This is a genomic window from Stenotrophomonas sp. PA-6-5C (assembly GCF_021605635.1).
GTDB classification, from domain to species: Bacteria; Pseudomonadota; Gammaproteobacteria; order Xanthomonadales; family Xanthomonadaceae; genus Stenotrophomonas; species Stenotrophomonas lactitubi.
The window spans coordinates 47,181-63,617 of the sequence record NZ_WKEE01000027.1 but is presented as its reverse complement, the minus strand read 5'-3'; the positions used below and the strand labels follow the sequence as shown (position 1 = coordinate 63,617).

General features: G+C 66.3%; 15 protein-coding genes. 12 read left to right on the top strand and 3 right to left on the bottom strand.

From position 1 onward, the window contains the following. From lpxD to GIW57_RS12980, 8 genes are all read left to right on the top strand, one after another. Positions 1-723, top strand: a 723-nt coding sequence (gene lpxD / locus GIW57_RS13015; RefSeq protein ID WP_236511360.1) for a UDP-3-O-(3-hydroxymyristoyl)glucosamine N-acyltransferase, incomplete at its 5' end; no start/stop codon positions are given. Next, complete coding sequence (fabZ, locus tag GIW57_RS13010) at positions 720-1,175, top strand: 3-hydroxyacyl-ACP dehydratase FabZ (RefSeq protein ID WP_089239833.1); 456 nt, start codon at positions 720-722, stop codon at positions 1,173-1,175. The genes lpxD and fabZ, both read left to right, overlap by 4 nt. Before the next feature lie 19 nt (positions 1,176-1,194). After that, positions 1,195-1,986 carry an acyl-ACP--UDP-N-acetylglucosamine O-acyltransferase gene (lpxA, locus tag GIW57_RS13005; RefSeq protein ID WP_100464265.1) on the top strand — a complete coding sequence of 264 codons (792 nt, stop codon included), beginning with the start codon at positions 1,195-1,197 and terminating at the stop codon, positions 1,984-1,986. A gap of 53 nt (positions 1,987-2,039) precedes the next feature. Beyond that, positions 2,040-3,242, top strand: a complete 1,203-nt coding sequence (gene lpxB, locus GIW57_RS13000) for a lipid-A-disaccharide synthase (RefSeq protein ID WP_236511363.1) — start codon at positions 2,040-2,042, stop codon at positions 3,240-3,242. Next, complete coding sequence (locus GIW57_RS12995; protein ID WP_089239827.1) at positions 3,239-3,898, top strand: ribonuclease HII; 660 nt, start codon at positions 3,239-3,241, stop codon at positions 3,896-3,898. The genes lpxB and GIW57_RS12995 overlap by 4 nt, the downstream gene beginning before the upstream one ends. A gap of 238 nt (positions 3,899-4,136) precedes the next feature. Further along, positions 4,137-7,715 (top strand): DNA polymerase III subunit alpha, encoded by a 3,579-nt coding sequence (gene dnaE / locus GIW57_RS12990; RefSeq protein ID WP_236511357.1) that lies wholly within the window; start codon positions 4,137-4,139, stop codon positions 7,713-7,715. Between the two features lie 59 nt (positions 7,716-7,774). Beyond that, positions 7,775-8,638 (top strand): hypothetical protein, encoded by an 864-nt coding sequence (locus tag GIW57_RS12985; protein ID WP_236511354.1) that lies wholly within the window; start codon positions 7,775-7,777, stop codon positions 8,636-8,638. Between the two features lie 129 nt (positions 8,639-8,767). Then, positions 8,768-9,727, top strand: a complete 960-nt coding sequence (locus GIW57_RS12980; protein ID WP_100464252.1) for an acetyl-CoA carboxylase carboxyltransferase subunit alpha — start codon at positions 8,768-8,770, stop codon at positions 9,725-9,727. A gap of 329 nt (positions 9,728-10,056) precedes the next feature. On the opposite strand, the gene GIW57_RS12975 is transcribed toward GIW57_RS12980, so the two are convergent. Beyond that, positions 10,057-10,512, bottom strand: a complete 456-nt coding sequence (locus tag GIW57_RS12975) for a CopD family protein (protein ID WP_100465704.1) — start codon at positions 10,510-10,512, stop codon at positions 10,057-10,059. Positions 10,513-10,660: 148 nt separating this feature from the next. Here GIW57_RS12975 and GIW57_RS12970 point away from each other — a divergent pair, with 148 nt between their 5' ends. Continuing rightward, positions 10,661-11,257 (top strand): class I SAM-dependent methyltransferase, encoded by a 597-nt coding sequence (locus GIW57_RS12970; protein ID WP_236511351.1) that lies wholly within the window; start codon positions 10,661-10,663, stop codon positions 11,255-11,257. Positions 11,258-11,343: 86 nt separating this feature from the next. Continuing rightward, positions 11,344-12,651, top strand: a complete 1,308-nt coding sequence (gene phaZ / locus GIW57_RS12965) for a polyhydroxyalkanoate depolymerase (RefSeq protein ID WP_100464249.1) — start codon at positions 11,344-11,346, stop codon at positions 12,649-12,651. Positions 12,652-12,793: 142 nt separating this feature from the next. Here phaZ and GIW57_RS12960 read toward each other — a convergent pair whose 3' ends face one another. Next, a complete protein-coding gene (locus GIW57_RS12960) occupies positions 12,794-13,783 on the bottom strand; it encodes a sensor domain-containing protein (protein WP_236511348.1) in 990 nt (329 codons plus the stop codon). Further along, positions 13,780-14,145, bottom strand: a complete 366-nt coding sequence (locus GIW57_RS12955; protein WP_089239815.1) for a PadR family transcriptional regulator — start codon at positions 14,143-14,145, stop codon at positions 13,780-13,782. Before GIW57_RS12955 ends, GIW57_RS12960 begins: the two co-directional genes overlap by 4 nt. A 219-nt stretch (positions 14,146-14,364) precedes the next feature. Between GIW57_RS12955 and GIW57_RS12950 the strand changes: the two genes are divergently transcribed. Continuing rightward, the gene (locus GIW57_RS12950; RefSeq protein ID WP_236511347.1) at positions 14,365-14,838 is read left to right on the top strand and encodes a hypothetical protein; all 474 of its coding nucleotides are present in this window, start codon (positions 14,365-14,367) and stop codon (positions 14,836-14,838) included. A 130-nt stretch (positions 14,839-14,968) separates the two neighbouring features. Then, positions 14,969-15,871 (top strand): peptidylprolyl isomerase, encoded by a 903-nt coding sequence (locus GIW57_RS12945; protein ID WP_236511344.1) that lies wholly within the window; start codon positions 14,969-14,971, stop codon positions 15,869-15,871. The last annotated feature ends 566 nt before the right edge of the window (positions 15,872-16,437 follow it).

Below are 16,437 nucleotides of genomic sequence, written 5' to 3'. Positions count from 1 at the left end.
GGCATCCACCCCAGCGCAGTGATCGATCCGCAGGCGCAGGTCGCCGCCAGCGCCCACGTCGGCCCGTTCGTCACCATCGGCGCACGCAGCGTCATCGGCGAGAACTGCATCATCGGCGCCGGCAGCATCATCGGCGAAGACTGCAGCCTCGACAGCGGCTGCGAGCTGATCGCGCGCGTTACCCTGGTCACCCGCGTCAAGCTGGGCAAGCGCGTGCGCATCCATCCCGGCGCCGTGCTGGGCGCCGACGGCTTCGGCCTGGCCATGGACGCTGGCAAATGGATCAAGGTGCCGCAGCTTGGCGGCGTGCGCATCGGCGACGACTGCGAGATCGGTGCCAACACCTGTGTTGACCGTGGCGCGCTGGAAGACACCGTGCTGGCCGAGGACGTCCGCCTGGACAACCTGGTGCAGATCGCACACAACGTGCAGATCGGCGCCCACTCGGCCATCGCAGGCTGCACCGGTATTGCCGGCAGCGCCAAGATCGGCCGTTACTGCCTGCTCGGCGGCGCCGTTGGCGTCGTCGGTCATCTCGAAATCTGCGACAAGGTCGTGATCACCGGCAAATCGGTGGTCCGCAACTCCATCACCGAGCCGGGCGAGTATTCCTCCGGCACGCCCCTGACCGACAACCGCACGTGGCGCAAGAATGCCGCGCGCTTCAAGCAGCTTGATGCACTGGCCCGTCGCATCCTGTCTGTGAGCAAGGAGAAAGAATGAGCCAGCCCCAGACCCTGCCGGACATGGCGCAGATCCAGACGCTGCTTCCGCACCGCTACCCGTTCCTGCTGGTGGACAAGGTGGTGTCGATCGACTACGAGAAGCGCACGATCGTCGCGACCAAGAACGTCAGCATCAACGAGCCGTTCTTCCAGGGCCACTTCCCGGGCCAGCCGATCATGCCCGGCGTGCTGATCATCGAAGCCATGGCCCAGGCCGGTGGCGTGCTGACCCAGCTCACCCTGGGCCGCGATGCGCAGTCCAAGCTGTTCTACATGGTCAAGGTCGACAAGGCCCGCTTCACCAAACAGGTGGTGCCGGGTGACGTGCTGGAGATGCACGTGGAGATCAAGCGCGTGATCCGCAACATGGCCGTGTACGACTGCGTGGCCAAGGTCGACGGCGAAGTCGTCGCCTGCGCCGAGGTGCTGTGCGCCGGCACCCGCGAATGACCCTGGCTGGAGGCCCGAGATGAGCGACAACGCCCCCCTGATCCATCCCACTGCCGTGATCGATCCGTCGGCACGCCTGGCCGACGATGTCCGCGTGGGCGCGTTCACGATCATCGGCCCGGAAGTCGAAATCGGTGCCGGTACCGAGATCGGCCCGCACTGCAGCGTGCACGGCCCGACCCGGATCGGCCGCGACAACCGTTTCATCGGCCACGTCGCGGTCGGCGGCGAGCCGCAGGACAAGAAGTACGCCGGTGAACGCACCGAACTGGTGATCGGCGACCGCAACGTGTTCCGCGAGTTCGTCACCCTCAACCGTGGCACCGGCGGCGGCGGTGGCATCACCACCATCGGCGATGACAACTGGATGCTGGCCTACACGCACGTGGCCCACGATTGCCACGTCGGCAACTTCTGCGTGTTCTCCAACAACACCACGCTGGCCGGCCACGTGACCGTGGGCGACTACGTGATCATCAGCGGCTTCGCCGGCGCGCATCAGTTCTGCCGCATCGGTGCGCATGCCTTCCTCGGCATGGGCGCGCTGACCAATGGCGACGTGCCCCCGTTCACCATGGTCGGCACCGACTCGCTGGGCCGCCCGCGCGGCATCAACAGCGAGGGCCTGAAGCGCCGCGGCTTCGACCCCGAGCGCATCACCGCCATCAAGCGCGCCTACCGCACGCTGTACGTGGCGGGCCTGCCGCTGGCCGAAGCCAAGGCGCAGCTGGCCGAGCAGGCGCGCGACAGCGACGACGTCAAGTCGATGCTGGACTTCATCGAACACACCGAGAGGCACCTGCTGCGATGAGCAGCGCGACCGGCCAGGCGCCGGCCGGCGCCGAGGTGATTTCGCTGGCCTCGATGGCCGGCAGCGTGCCTGCGCACCGGGTGCTGAGTGATCGCCCGTTGCGGATCGCGCTGGTCGCCGGTGAAGCCTCCGGCGACCTGCTCGGTGCGGGCCTGATACGCGAACTGAAGGCCCGCTTCCCGCATGCCGAATTCGCCGGCATCGGCGGCGATGCGATGCGCAGCGCCGGCTGCCAGACCTGGCACGATGCCAGCGAACTGGCGGTGATGGGCCTGACCGAAGTCCTGCGCCATCTGCCGCGCCTGCTCAAGCTGCGTTCGGCGTTCCGCCAGCGTGCGCTGGAGTGGCAGCCGGACGTGTTCATCGGCATCGACGCGCCCGATTTCAATCTGGGCATCGAACGCTGGCTGAAACAGCGTGGCGTGCGCACCGTGCACTACGTCAGCCCTTCGGTATGGGCATGGCGCGAGAAGCGCGCCGAGAAGATCGGCAGCAGCGCCGACCTGGTGCTGTGCCTGTTCCCGATGGAACCCCCGATCTACGCCAAGCACGGCATCGACGCGCGCTTCGTCGGCCATCCGATGGCCGATGACATCCCGCTGCACGTCGACCGTGAAGCCGCCCGGATCGAACTCGGCCTGCCCGCCTCGGCCAAGGTGCTGGCCGTGCTTCCCGGCAGCCGCCTGGGCGAGATCTCCAAGCTCGGCGAAGCCTTTTTCGAGGCCGCCTGGCAGGTGTCCGAGCGCATTCCCGGCCTGCACGTGGTGGTCCCTGCGGCCAATGCGGCCTGCCGTCGCCTGATCGAAGAACAGCTGTCACGCTCGGCACTGCCGGTGGCCTATTCGCATGTACTGGACGGCCAGGCGCGCAACGCGATGATCGCCGCCGACGTGGTGGTGCTGGCCTCCGGCACCGCGACCCTGGAAGCGATGCTGGTGAAGCGGCCGATGGTCGTCGGCTACCGGGTCAACGAACTGACGTACCGCCTGGTGAAGGCGCTGGGGTTGATCAAGGTCGACCGCTTCGCCCTGCCCAACATCCTTGCCGGTCAGGACCTGGCGCCGGAACTGATGCAGCACGACTGCACGCCGGAGAAACTGGCTGCGGCCGTCCAGCAGTGGTTTGACCATCCGCAGCGGATCGCCGACCTGCAGGGCACCTACACACGGCTGCATGAACGCCTGCGTCGCAACGCTTCGGCGCGTGCCGCCGATGCTGTGGGCGAACTGCTGGTCCGCGGCCAGGAAAGGGCATGAGCCGTCGCCATGCCGCTGCGGCCAGCCTGGCCCTGTTCGATGGCGCAGCGGTGATCGATCCCGGCCACCGCATCGCCGGCGTCGACGAAGCCGGGCGGGGGCCGCTGGCTGGCCCCGTCGCGGTGGCAGCGGTGGTGTTCGATCCGCAGCGGCCACGACTGAATGGTCTGGACGATTCCAAGCAGCTGACCGCGGCCCGCCGCGAGCAGTTGCACGACCGCATCCTCGACCGCGCCCTGGCCTGGCACGTGGTGCTGGTGGACGTGGAAGCCATTGATCGCCTGAACATCTATCAAGCCACGCTGCAGGGCATGCGCGATGTCGTCGCGGCGGTGGCCCACGTGGCCGGCTTCGCCCGCATCGATGGCAACGTGGTGCCCAAGGGCCTGGTGCTGCCGGCGCAGGCGCTGGTCGGCGGCGATGGCATCGACCGCGCGATCATGGCGGCCTCGATCCTGGCCAAGGTCTCGCGCGACCGCTACATGCTGGACCTGCACGCTCGCCACCCGCAGTACGGCTTCGACCAGCACAAGGGCTACGGCACCCCGGCGCATCTGGCCGCCCTGCGTGAACACGGCCCGTGCGCGGAGCACCGGCGCAGTTTCGCCCCGGTGCGCGAGTGTCTGGAAGCGCCGGCTGTCGCGGCCATCGCCTGAGCCTGCTGGAGTTGTAGCGCCGAGCCCATGCTCGGCTGTCCACAGCAGCCGAGCATGGGCTCGGCTCCACAGAAGGCGGCCTCCCGCACGCCTGAATCCGGCGCCACGCCGTGCCCCTGTCAAGCCTTGTGGCAACCCCCTGCCCTCGCTACCCTGACCGGGCACTCCAGCGCTTCCCGACCCCGGCGACGATTCCCGCGTCTGCACCCGGGGCCTGCGCGCTCCAACCTGGTCCGGCATGTCCAACTCCCGCTTCGTACATCTCCACGTCCACACCGAGTTCTCGCTGGCGGACTCGACCATCCGCGTGCCGGCCAAGCCGGACCAGGCTGACCCGAAAAAAGCCAAGCAGGCCAACCTGCTGTCGCGCTCGGTCGAACTGGGCCTGCCTGCGCTGGCGGTAACCGACCTCAACAACCTGTTCGCCCTGGTCAAGTTCTACAAGGCCGCCGAAGGCGTGGGCATCAAGCCCATCGCCGGCGCCGACGTGATGATCGCCGAGGAAGGCCAGGACCCGTGGCGGATGACGCTGCTGTGCCGCGACCGCGAGGGCTACCTGAGCCTGTCGCGGCTGCTGACCCGGGCGTGGATGGAAGGCCATCGCCCCGAGGGCGGCGTGGCCGTGCATCCGGACTGGCTGAAGGCCGGCAACGCCAACCTGTTCGCCCTGGCCGGCCGTGACAGCCTGGCCGGGCGCCTGGCGCTGGATGGCAAGCACGATCTGGCCGAACAGCAGCTGGCCGACTGGCAGCGCGTGTTCGGCGACGGCCTGCACCTGGAGCTGACCCGCACCGGTCGCGACGGCGAAGAAAGCTTCAACCAGTTCGCGCTGATGGCCGCCGGCCAGCGCGGCCTGCCGGTGATCGCCAGCAACGATGTTCGCTTCCTGTCGCCGTCCGATTTCAGCGCGCACGAAGCACGCGTGTGCATCTCCACCGGCCGCGTGCTGGATGACCCCAAGCGCCCACGCGAGTACAGCGACCAGCAGTACCTGAAGTCGGCCGAGGAGATGTGCGCGCTGTTTGCCGACATCCCCGATGCGATCGACAACACGCTGGCGCTGGCCGAGCGCTGCAACATCGAGATGCGCCTGGGCACCTACTTCCTGCCCGACTATCCGGTGCCCGACGAGGAGACGCTGGACAGCTGGATCCGCAGTGAATCGCGCAAGGGCCTGGCTGCGCGCCTGGAAAAGAATCCCATCGCGCCCGGCATGACCGCGCAGGATTACAGCGACCGCCTCGAGTTCGAGCTGGACACCATCATCAAGATGGGCTTCCCCGGCTACTTCCTGATCGTGGCCGACTTCATCCAGTGGGGCAAGGCACAGGGCATCCCGATCGGTCCAGGCCGTGGTTCCGGCGCCGGCTCGCTGGTGGCGTGGGCGCTGCAGATCACCGATCTGGATCCGCTGCCGTACAACCTGCTGTTCGAGCGCTTCCTCAACCCCGAACGCGTGTCGATGCCCGACTTCGACATCGACTTCTGTATGGACCGCCGCGACGAAGTCATCGACTACGTCGCGCGCAAGTATGGCCGCGAGCGGGTCAGCCAGATCATCACCTACGGCACCATGGCGGCCAAGGCGGTGGTGCGCGACTCTGGCCGCGTGCTGGGCTTCCCCTATGGCCTGGTCGACGGCGTCGCCAAGCTGATCCCGAACATCCTCGGCATCTCGCTGAAGGACGCGATGGGTGAGGGCAAGGACAGCGAGATGGCCTCGCCCGAGCTGATCCAGCGCTACCAGAGCGAGGACGATGTCCGCGACCTGATCGACCTTGCGCGGCAGCTGGAAGACCTCACCCGCAACGCCGGCAAGCACGCCGGCGGCGTGGTGATCGCACCCGAACCGCTGAGCGAGTTCTGCCCGCTGTTCGCCGAACACGATGAAGAGGGCCGCGGCAAGAATCCGGTCACCCAGTTCGACAAGAACGACGTTGAAGAAGTCGGCCTGGTGAAGTTCGACTTCCTCGGCCTGCGCACGCTGACGATCATCGACTGGGCGGTGAAGGCGATCAACAAGCGCCACGAGCGCGCCGGCATTCCGCCTGTGGACATCACCCAGCTGCCGCTGGACGATGCGCCCACCTACAAGGACATCTTCGCCTCGGGCAATACCGGTGCGGTGTTCCAGTTCGAATCCTCGGGCATGCGCCGCCTGCTGAAGGACGCCAAGCCCGACCGTTTCGAGGACCTGATCGCGCTGGTGTCGCTGTACCGACCCGGCCCGATGGACCTGATTCCCTCCTTCGTCGACCGCAAGCACGGGCGCGAAGACGTGGAGTATCCCGATCCGCGCACCGAGCGCATCCTGCGCGACACCTACGGCATCATGGTGTACCAGGAGCAGGTGATGCAGATGGCGCAGATCGTCGGCGGCTACTCGCTGGGCGGCGCCGACCTGCTGCGCCGTGCGATGGGCAAGAAGGTGCCGGCTGAAATGGCCAAGCACCGCGAGATCTTCCGCGAAGGTGCGGCCAAGGACGGCGTCGGCGAAGCCAAGGCCGATGCGATCTTCGACCTGATGGAGAAGTTCGCCGGCTACGGCTTCAACAAGTCGCACGCTGCCGCCTACGCCCTGGTCAGTTACCAGACGGCCTGGCTCAAGCGCCATTACCCGGCCGAGTTCATGGCCGCGACGCTGTCTTCGGACATGGACAACACCGAAAAGGTGGTCGGCTTCCTGGACGAGGTGCGCAACCTCGGCCTGACCGTGCTGCCGCCGAAGGTGAACCAGTCCGCCTTCATGTTTGAAGCGGCCACGCCGGACACCATCCAGTACGGCCTGGGCGCGATCAAGGGCGTCGGCCAGGGCGCCTGCGAAGCGGTGGTGGACGAACGCCTGCGCGGCGGCGACTACACCGATCTGCTCGATTTCTGCACCCGCATCGGTTCGGCCAAGCTCAACCGGCGCACGCTGGAAGCCATGATCAACTGCGGTGCGCTGGATGAGCTGGGCCACAACCGTGCCTCGCTGATGCTGCAGCTGCCGGAAGTGATCAAGGCCACCGAACAGATGGCGCGCGAGCGTGCGTCCGGCCAGAACTCGCTGTTCGGCGGCCCCGAGCCGGGCGTGCAGGCCATCCACCTGGAGCTGCAGGAAACCGACGAATGGCCGTTGCTGCAGCGCCTCAACGGCGAGCGCGACACGCTGGGCTTCTATCTCAGCGGCCACCCCTTCGATCCCTGGCGCGATGATGTGCGCGACCTGGTCGGTACCGACCTGGGCTCGGTGGAAAAGATCTGGAGCGCCAACAGCAACAGTGGTGGCGGCGAGAAGCGCTGGCGCCCGGAAGTGCAGACCGTGCTTGCCGGCCAGGTAGTCGGCGTGCGCCGCAAGGGCGAGAGCCAGATCTTCATCCAGCTGGAAGATGGCCGTGGCCGCGTCGAATGCAGCGCGTTCTCCGATGCCATGGCCGAGTTCGGCCACCTGATGACCAAGGACCGCATCCTGGTGGTCAAGGGCGGCCTGCGCGAAGACGAATTCAATGGTGGCTTCGCACTGCGCATCCGCCAGTGCTGGGACTTCGACGAGGTCTGTGCGAACTACGCCACGCGCCTGTCGCTGCGGCTGGACCTGCGCCAGCAGCGGCCGGTGTGGGAGCGCATCGACGCCCTGCTCGACCGCCACCGCCCCGGCCGCACGCCCCTGCGCCTGGACCTGCTGCTGAAGGGCCCCGATGGCGGCATCGCCGGCATGCTCGATGTCTCCGGACAGAGCGCGGTGCGTGTCGATTCCAAGCTGATGGAGGCGCTGCGCGCCGAACCGGCGGTACGCACGCTGAAGGTGCGCTACAGCCCGCCCTGGGCCAGCTGAGGCTGGCCCCGGATCCGTTGCTGTTTTCCCGCTGCATACGTCAAGGACGATTGCCCGCAATGAAGAACCTGTTGTTGCCGTTGGTGGCCGCGCTCGCGCTGGCCGGCTGTTCCTCCAAGGTCGATTTCGAGATCGACAACCCGACCGATGCGCCGCTGGCGATCAGCATCGATGGCAAGGAACTGCCGGTGGCCGCGCACGCATCGCGGCCGATCAGCCTGGCTGCCGGTGAGCATCACCTGCATACCGACCGCCTCGGCGACGTGCGCTTCATCGTCTACGCCGACGGCCGCGGCGGCCTGATCAACCCGAGCCTCAGCGAATACGTGACCGCGCGCGAGATCTATGTGACCGGCGAGGACAAGCTGAAGAACTTCGGCGTCAGCGGCCTGGGCATCGAGCTGGGTGGGGTCGAGTTCAAGGGACCGTACGAAAAGCACCACGGCCTGTTCATCGACAAGACCTGGAACTTCGGCGTGCGCGAGCCGTTCCCCGACGAGCAGGTGGTTGCCCACGTCGATTCGACCGGCGGCAGGATCAGCACCAAGATCTTCACCGCGCCGGACTTCATCGCCTATGTCGAGGCCGGCATGGGCGAGCCCGGGGCCTACAAGCGCGAGCAGCCCGCCGGCTACGTGGCGCCCGCCTACACGCTGGAAACGGCGCCGGCGCTGCCCGCGCTGGACCCGGCCTTCGAGGCCCATGCCGATCCCGTGCGCGACATCTATGCGCGCTGGCTGAAGGCCACCACGGCCAGCGAGCAGAAGGCCCTGCGCGAGGAAGACTTCCAGGCGCAGATGGCCTTCACCCACGCCACCATGACGCTGGGCGCGAAGCTGCCGGTGGCGGCCAACCAGGCCTACAACGACTTCGTGACGATCCGCAGCACCGAAATGGCCCGCAGCGCGCTGGTCCTGCCCTGAACCGGCAGCCGGCGGCCCGACTGGCGCCGCTGGCCCCCACTGCGCTACCGTCGGTTTCCAGACGAAGGCGTACGGGCCGTTCCTGCGCATTCGGCTAGAATTCCCCTCTTCTTTACACGACGGCTTCCGATGAATCCGAACTACCTCGACTTCGAGCAACCCATCGCCGACCTGGAAGCCAAGATCCAGGAACTGCGCAACGCCAGTGCCGGGCCGGCGGTCAATGTCGAGGCCGAAGTGCATGCGTTGCAGGACAAGCTGCGCGTGCGTACCGCACAGATCTTCCGCAACCTGACCTCGTGGCAGGTGCTGCAGCTGGCCCGCCACCCGTCGCGCCCGTACACCGCCGACTACATCCGCATCATCTGCGATGAGTTCCAGGAACTGGCCGGCGACCGTGCCTTCGCCGACGACAAGGCGATCATGGGCGGCCTGGCCCGCATCAATGGTCGCTCGGTGATGGTCATCGGCCACCAGAAGGGCCGCGACACCAAGGAAAAGATCAAGCGCAACTTCGGCATGCCCAAGCCCGAGGGCTACCGCAAGGCCCTGCGCCTGATGAAGATGGCCGAGCGTTTCGGCCTGCCGGTGCTGACCCTGATCGATACCGCCGGCGCCTGGCCGGGCATCGATGCCGAGTCGCGCGGCCAGTCCGAAGCGATCGCGCGCAACCTGATCGAGATGGCCGAGCTGAAGGTGCCGATCATCTGCACGGTGATCGGTGAAGGCGGCTCCGGTGGCGCGCTGGCGCTGGGCGTGGGCGACCGCACCGTGATGCTGGAATACGCGGTGTACTCGACCATCACCCCGGAAGGCTGCGCCTCGATCCTGTGGAAGGACGCCGGCAAGGCCAAGGACGCCGCCGAGCAGCTCGGCCTGACCGCGCCGCGCCTGAAGGGCCTGGGCCTGGTCGACAAGGTCGTGCGCGAGCCGACCGGCGGCGCCCACCGCAACCCGACGCAGATGGCCAAGCGCCTGAAGGCCGTGCTGCTGAACGAGCTGGAAGCGCTGGATGCGCTGTCCACCGAAGAGCTGCTGGACCAGCGCTACAAGCGCCTGCGCAGCTACGGCACCTACGAAGCGGCGTAATCGTTTCCTGACGTCGGATACGCAAAGAGCCGGGCAGACGCCCGGCTCTTTTGTTTGCGCCCTGACGGCATCCACGCATGGCGTGGAACTACTGGGTAGCTGCGGCTGTTGACGTTCGGGTCCGCCATGAGCGAGCCGAGCATCGCAGGGGAATCAGGGGCGAAGAGGCGCCGGTGTCTGAGCGCAGCGAGTTCGGCGCCGCCCCCTGATTCACCGAGAAGCGCAGGGAACCGGTGCGCAGCACCGGCTCGCGTTCGGCGGCGTGTTCTTTGGTTACTTTCTTGCACGAGCAAGAAAGTGACATGTTCGAACGCGCGGGATGCGGGATCTCAGAACGGCTTGGCCAGCACCAGCCACACGATCGGAATGAACGCCAGCAACGGAATCTCGTTGATCCAGCGCAGCGCGCGCGAGGATGGCAGCGCCCTGCCCTTGGCCACCCCCTTGAGCAGGCGCCCGATCCAGATGAAGTACGCCAGCAGCAGCACCACCAGGCCCAGCTTGGCATGCAGCCAGCCCGCCCCGCCCGGGGCGACCATGGTCGGGAAGTCCGGAATCACCTTGTAGCCCAGCCACAGCACCAGGCCGAGCACGAACGCCAGGCCGAACATCGAATGGCCGAAGCGGTACAGGCGCATGCCCATCAGCTGCAGGCGCTCGACCACCGCCGGCTGCCCCGCCGTCTCGGACAGGTTCACCAGGATGCGCGGCAGGTAGAACACCGTGGCCATCCACGCCACCACGAACACGATGTGGAAGGTCTTGACCCAGTAGTAGCTCTGCATGCGCTCGCTCCGGCGGCTGGCGTGGATGTCCGCCATTCTCGCATGCGGTGACGAGGCCACCGCACGCGCAACCGCCGCGACACATCGACGCATGGTGTGCTGCAACGCCGTACGATAGGCGCCGATTTCACGACTGCACCCGAACGCCATGGACAAGACCTACGACGCCGCCTACTTCCAGCGCTGGTACCGCCGCGCCGACATCGGTGGCAGCGCGCGCCTGGCACGCAAGGTCGCCCTCGCCGTGGCCACGGCCGAGTACTACCTGGAACGACCGATCCGCAGCGTGCTGGACATCGGCTGCGGCGAAGGCGCCTGGCGCGCGCCGCTGCTGAAACTGCGTCCGAAGGTCGAATACCTCGGTTTCGACAGCAGCGAGTACGCTGTGCGCCGCTACGGCCGGACCCGCAACCTGCACCTGGCCAGCTTCGGCGATTTCGCCTGGCTGCGGCCCTGTGCCCCGGTCGATCTGCTGGTCTGTTCGGACGTGATGCACTACGTGCCCAACCGCGAACTGCGCGCGGGCCTGGCCGGCGTCGCCGAGCTGACCGCAGGCGTGGCGTTCCTGGAGACCTTCGCCGCCGAAGATGAATTCGAGGGCGACCATGACGGCTTCCAGTCGCGTCCGGCCCGCTGGTACCGGCGCGAGCTGACCCGGCAAGGCCTGCAGGCAGTCGGTTCCCACCTCTGGCTGGGGCCAGCACTGGCCAGTGAAGCAGCCGCGCTGGAGCAGGCCGCGCGCTGAATGGAGCCAGTGGCGCCGCTTAACGTCCGGGACAGCCGGATGCGCTATGCTGCGCGGCAACATAAGACCATACATATTCGGTCGGCATGCTCTATCAACTGCACGAACTGACCCGCAACCTGCTCGCCCCCTGGGTGCACCAGGCCCAGGCCAACGCCAAGTTCTTCGCCAACCAGGGACACTGGTGGTCGCAGATGCCCGGCGCTGATCGCCTGGCGGCGGTCAATGAGCTGTTCCATCGCATCGGCAAGGATTACGAGAAGCCCGAATGGGGCATCAACGAAATCGAGGTCGAGGGCGAGCGCGTGCCGATCGTGGTGCACGAGGAACTCAGCAAGCCGTTCTGCAAGCTGCTGCGCTTCAAGCGCCACAGCAATGAAGCCGACCAGCTGCACACCATGCTCAACCAGCCGTTCGTGCTGGTGGTGGCGCCGTTGTCGGGCCATCACGCCACGCTGCTGCGCGACACCGTGCGCACGCTGCTGCGCGACCACCGCGTGTATGTGACCGACTGGGTCGACGCGCGCATGGTGCCCGGCAGCGAAGGCGAGTTCGGGCTGGACGACTACATCGCCTACATCCAGGAGTTCATCCGCCATCTCGGCGTCGAGCGCCTGCACGTGGTCAGTGTCTGCCAGCCGACCGTACCGGTGCTGGCCGCAGTTTCATTGATGGCCAGCCGCGGTGAACCGACGCCGCGCACGCTGGTGATGATGGGCGGCCCGATCGATGCGCGCTGCAGCCCGACCGCGGTCAACAACCTGGCCACGCAGAACCCGCTGTCGTGGTTCGAGAACAATGTCATCCACACCGTGCCGGCCAGCTATCCCGGTGCCGGTCGCCGCGTGTATCCCGGCTTCCTGCAGCACGCAGGCTTTCTGTCGATGAACCCGAGCCGCCACTTCAGTTCGCACTGGGATTTCTACACCGACCTGGTGAAGGGCGACCTGGAGGATGCCGACGCGCATCGCAATTTCTACGACGAGTACAACGCCGTGCTGGACATGCCGGCCAAGTACTATCTGGACACCATTTCCGTGGTGTTCCAGGACTTCCTGCTGCCGCGTGGCGAATGGGTGGTCAACGGCGAGAAGGTCGATCCGTCGGCGATCCGCGATACCGCGCTGCTGAGCATCGAAGGCGAGCTGGACGATATCGCCGGCCTCGGCCAGACCGAAGCGGCGCAGTCGCTGTGCACCGGCATTGCTGCTGACCGCCGCGAGCATTTCATCGTCGAAGGCGCGGGCCACTACGGCATCTTCAGCGGCCGCCGCTGGCGCGAAGTGGTCTACCCGAAGGTGCGTGACTTCTTCGCCGCGCATGCCGAAGCACCGGCAGCGAAGGCCACGAAGAAGAAGAGCAACGTCACCCCGCTGCGCCGCAAGGCGGGGTAACCCGCCCTGCTTCCGGTAGTGCCGGCCGCTGGCCGGCATGCTCTTGGTAGATGCCAACCTTGGTTGGCGCTCTACCGTGAATCCCGATGCCGGCGGCATCGTGCCAACCAAGGTTGGCACCTACCAGAGCGTGGGCTCCCGCTTACAGCCGCACCAGCAGGTTCTTGGCCAGCATGCCGTGCAGCTTGCCGATGCCGCGTGCCAGGTGCATCGTCAGCAGCAGCAACAACACCCCCACCCCTGCAACCACGATGGCCACCAGCGGCGAGGCCGCCATCGGCAGCACGTTCACGTCGTTGATGTAGATGCCGGGGATGTCACCACTGAAGATCGCCGCCACCGGCGCCCAGATCAAACCCAGCGACAGCGACAGCAGGGTCACCGCGATCGTGAAGTAGATGATGCCCAGCGGCAGCATCAGCACGAAGTACAGCAGGGTCAGCCAGGTGCGGCCATCGGTGAACATGTCGCCGATACGCTGCAGCCAGCTGCGGCTGCGGTCGGTGTACTGCGGCCGGCGCGGCATGCGCTCACCCAGCAGCGCTTCCACCAGCCGCCCTTCCAGCAACGCCAGTCCACGCACCGAGCCGAAGAACAGCACGGTCAACGGAACGCCGATGATCAGGATCAGCAGCCCCAGCGACAGCGACAGGCCGGTGACCACCCAGGTGAAGAAGAAGATGCCGGTGGCCAGCGACAACAGCATGTAGAACAGCGCGCCGTAGGTGTGCGGGTCGGTCACCACGCCGAAGAAGCGCGCCAGCAGCGTGCGCTGCACGGGGACTGCCGGCTGCGCCGCCGGTGCAGCACCGCTGGCCTCCGCCGCTGCACGCAGCACCGGGCCCGTGTCGGCCCGCGGCGTACGCAGCGCGCGGTTCACCGTGAGCTCGGTTTCGCGATAGATCTCCGCCACCTCGTCCGGTGCACCGTAGCTGCCGGCGACATCGGCGATGACCTCGGCTTCGCTGCGGCCGGGTTGCGCTGCCAGTTCAGAGCGCAGGTATTCCTCGGCGTCGTACAGGGCGTCCTGCACCATCGCCGGATCGGCACCGTCCAGTGCCGCACGCAACTGCGCCAGGTACTGCGGAATGGTGCTCGGCAGACTGTTGCCTGCCAGGTTCAGGTCGTTCATTGCGGTATCCCCTCCAACACGGAATCGACGGAATCACGGGTGTCACGCCAGGCCTGGCGCCATTGCTCCAGCACCTCACGGCCACGTGCGTTGATGCGGTAGTAGCGGCGCGGCGGCCCGCTGCTGGATGGCTCCACATGGCTCTCCAGCAGGCCGGCGCCTTCGAGGTTGCGCAGCACCGGGTACAGCGCGCTCTGCTTGCCGCTGAGCACGCCCTCGCCCACGCGCTCCAGCTCCTTGGCGATCAGGTAGCCGTACAGCGGCTCCCCGGCGCGGGCCAGCACCGCCAGCAAGGCCAGCGAGACCGTGCCGGCGCTGAGCTCCTTCTGGAACTTCTTCAGGTGGACATCGTCTTCGGACATGACCGGCCCTCCACTACGTTGAAGTCAACAGTAGTGCTAAGTTCGGTATAGCGAATGTGTCGTTAGTCACTCTGCCGGTTGGCGTGGGCCGGCTGACCACCTGGCCGGCAGGCCCATTGGCTGGCTTGCCCCTCTGCGAGCCGCGACATACCGTCACCTTCCAACGCGCAGCGGCTGATCCAGCTCCTGCGAGCACGACGATCCCGGGATCATCCACTTATGACTGAGTTTTACTATTGCGACTTCTGGTTTGGCGCAAAGAAGTCCGCCCGAAACATAATCAGTGAATCCGAGGCCAAAGCGAGACATGAGAACCAGGCCCGCTACACGGTTCTCGTTGGCTCCCCCACCACGCCATCAGCGATTATCGATGTGCTATTGGGCAAAGACATGATTGGCGTCGACTTTCTGGATGAACATCTAAGGGAGCGCCTGACGTATCAGTTCCAGCAGGTAGCACCGGGAAATCTGTTCCTGAGCATGGCGGTACATACAACGTTCGATGAGAAGAGTGAAAGCATTGCCGAAGGGACCAGCTACCTCTTCAATGAAGATGGTCGGCTTACGATAACCAGGGAGAATTTCTCGCCTCATCATCTGGAAGAGTCTTCAACTACGCACGATCCGACAGGCAACTATGAACCTGTTCCTGTCTTCGGCCATTACTCCGGTCTAATTGCAGAAGAAAGATAGGCGTTGATGCCAGACCGATTGGATCGTCCAAGAGGCGGCGCGCAGGCTGACGCGAATGCCCCGCATGTCACTTGGCGATACGGTATCTCGTCGCGCAGAATCGAAGCCTTGTTCATGTTCCGGGGTTACCATGCCGCACCGCCGTCGCCTTGCCCTGACCGCCCTCGCCCTGTGCTGCCTGCTGCCCTCGCTGGCCAGCGCAGCCACGCCCTACCGCAGCCCACAGCAGATCCTGGATGCCTCGGCGGCCAGCGACTGGCGCACCCCAGACCCGGCCAACCTGCTGTACATGGACCTGCCGGCCGGGCGGGTGATCATCGAGCTGGCGCCGCAGTTCGCCCCACGCCATGTCGCCAACATCCAGACCTTCGCCCATGAGCACTTCTGGGACGGCACCAGCATCTACCGCTCGCAGGACAACTTCGTGGTGCAGTTCGGCGATGCCGACGCCGACGATGCAGCCAAGGCCAAGCCGTTCGGTAGCGCCGCACGCAAGCTGCCGGCCGAGTTCGAACGCGCCAGCGCCGGCCTGAAGGTGAACGTGCTGCCGGACCGCGATGGTTGGGCCGCGCAGACCGGTTTCGTCGACGGCTTTCCGGTCGGCCAGGACCCGCAGGCCGGCAAGGCCTGGCTGGCGCACTGCTACGGCATGCTGGGCGCCGGCCGCAGCAACGAGGAAGACAGCAGCATTGGTGCCGAACTGTACGTGGTGACCGGCCAGTCACCGCGCCAGCTGGACCGCAACATCACCTTGGTTGGTCGCGTGCTGAAGGGCATGGAACTGCTCAGCGCAACGCCGCGCGGACCGGCACCGATGGGCTTCTACGCCGACCCGAAGCTGCGCACGCCGATCGTATCGATCCGCCGTGCCAGCGATGTGCCGGTGGCCGAGCGCACGCCCATCCAGGTGCTGCGTACCGACTCGAAGACCTTCATCGATACGGTGGAGGCACGCCGCAATCGCGTGGATGATTTCTACAAGCGTCCGGCGGGGCATATCGACCTGTGCAATATCCCGGTGCCGGTGCGGTAGGAGGCTGGCTTCCTGCGCGTGGCGCGTGCTGAAGGCGCTTCATCGTTCATGGGCGTCACTTTTCTTTTCGCGCGAAAAGAAAAGTAACCAAAAGAAACGCGCCGCCGGTCGCGAGCCGCCGTGCTGCGCACGTCGGTTCCCTGCGCTTCTCGGCGAATCAGGGGGCGGTGCCGAACTCGCTGCGCTCAGACATCGGCACCTCTTCGCCCCTGATTCCCCTGCGATGCTCGGCTCGCTCAAGGCGGACCCAAGATCAAAGGCCGCAGCTGCACCCAGTAGATCCACGCCATGCGTGGATGCTCTTGCTGTTGGTCTTGACCTTCCAGTCCGCCTTGAGCGAGCCGAGCACCGCAGGTCCGGCGAGGGCGAAGAGACGCCGATGTCCTGTAGAGCCGACTGTTAGTCGGCTGACTTCTGCGCGCCGCCCCCCGACGGGCCGAGGAGCGCAGGGCACCGGTGCGCAGCACCGGCTCGCGACCTGGCGGCGTGTTTCTTTGGTTACTTTCTTTGCACGAGCAAAGAAAGTGACGCCTCCCCGCAGGCGCGGGAAAAGGCTGCCGGGCAGC